This is a genomic window from Legionella yabuuchiae (assembly GCF_900640115.1).
GTDB classification, from domain to species: domain Bacteria; phylum Pseudomonadota; class Gammaproteobacteria; order Legionellales; family Legionellaceae; genus Legionella_A; species Legionella_A yabuuchiae.
Window position 1 is genome coordinate 1 of the sequence record NZ_CAAAIW010000059.1, and the last position, 1,486, is coordinate 1,486.

Below are 1,486 nucleotides of genomic sequence, written 5' to 3' on the forward strand. Positions count from 1 at the left end.
GATAAAGCAACTTTTCTTCTGTAAATTTCTCTACTCTTTCCGGTATACCCAACGCAAGAGGTCAAATTCTTGCGTCACCCAATAATAACACCTGTTAGCTGACGCGCCTGGGAGCTTAAACAGATATTCAAACTTTGTAGTGGGCTTGTCAACCTGCTAAAGCAAATAGTCGACCAGGCGATTCTTTTCACGCTTAACCTAATCAAAGTCGGCTATTTACTTTAGCAGGTACTATTGTAAAGCTAAGTACGTCTTACCCAACAACCATTCTTCAGAGGTTTCCATCACAACTGCTGTGACCAAACGAAGACAAGCAGCTTCATTTGGAAACAAACAAGCCGTGCGAGTTCGTCGCTTTATCTCCCTGTTCAACCGCTCCAGTGGGTTGGTTGTTCGTAATCGCTTCCTATGATTTTTGGGAATGTTACCACTAAAGACAGCAAAACCCTCTGGTATGTTTTGCTCTAACCACTCTGCCAGCTTTGGATTTCCCTTTGAATAGTGTTCAACAGCGGCTTTTAATAACCGCTCAGCGTCACTCAAAGAAGCTGCATTAAAGATATCACGTATTTTTTCGCCAAGCTCAGCTCGCTGTTTCAAGCTGTTAACATAAGCCTGGGCATTTTGCTGAAGATGAAATTGACAGCGCTGCCAACTAACCCCAGAAAAAATACTTCGTCTAGCAGCGCGCAGCCCTTTGTGTGCATCAGATATGATTAATTCCAGACCGTGCAAGCCACGCTGAAGCAAAGACTGTAAAAAATTTCTCCAATGAACTTCTGCCTCTGATAAGCTTACTGAAACACCAAGTATCTCGCGCTTACCTTCTTCATTCACACCTTTAGCAACAAGCACCGCACAGTCTATAATATGGCCATCATGACGGACTTTTTCATACCGTGCATCGAGCCAAAGATAACGATATTTGCCAAGCGGACGATTTCTCCAACGCTCAAATTCATCATCTAGCTCTTTAGTCAGCCTGCTAACGTCACTACTAGTGATTTCAAAACCACAGAGCTTTTCTGTAATTGCGGCCATTTTACGAGTTGAAACCCCCTGAAGATACATCTCGGCTAAAGAAACCTTCAAGGCTCGTTCAGAGCGCAATCCTTTATCAATACAGCTAGGATAAAAACCGTCTCGTGTTTGTGGAACTTTGAGCTCAAGAACACCAGAGCGCGTTTTGAGGCTTTTGGGCTTAAAGCCATTGGCATAGCCTGTTCTTTCGTCACTGCGTTCATAAGCACTAGCGTTTAAGTGCCGCTGACGCTCTAAAAGCATCGCTTGATTAAAAACTAGCTCCAACGCACGCCCTATAGCGCCGTCCTCTCCAGATAATAGTTCCAAAAGTTGGCTGGTTAGACTAATATCATCTTGTGGCTTAATCATTTTTTATTCTCTTTCATTATCCAAATAAAAGAGTAGAAAATGGTTGGCCACTCCGCCAATCAAAAATAATTTACAGAACTAATGATGCACTAAC

1 protein-coding gene is annotated in these 1,486 nt (G+C 43.0%); it reads right to left on the reverse strand.

Going from position 1 to position 1,486, the window contains the following annotated elements:
* Nucleotides 1-231 precede the first annotated feature (231 nt).
* Nucleotides 232-1,392: an IS256 family transposase gene (locus E1O47_RS12020; protein WP_133131474.1), complete on the reverse strand. Its 1,161-nt coding sequence runs from the start codon at nt 1,390-1,392 to the stop codon at nt 232-234.
* Nucleotides 1,393-1,486: the final 94 nt, after the last annotated feature.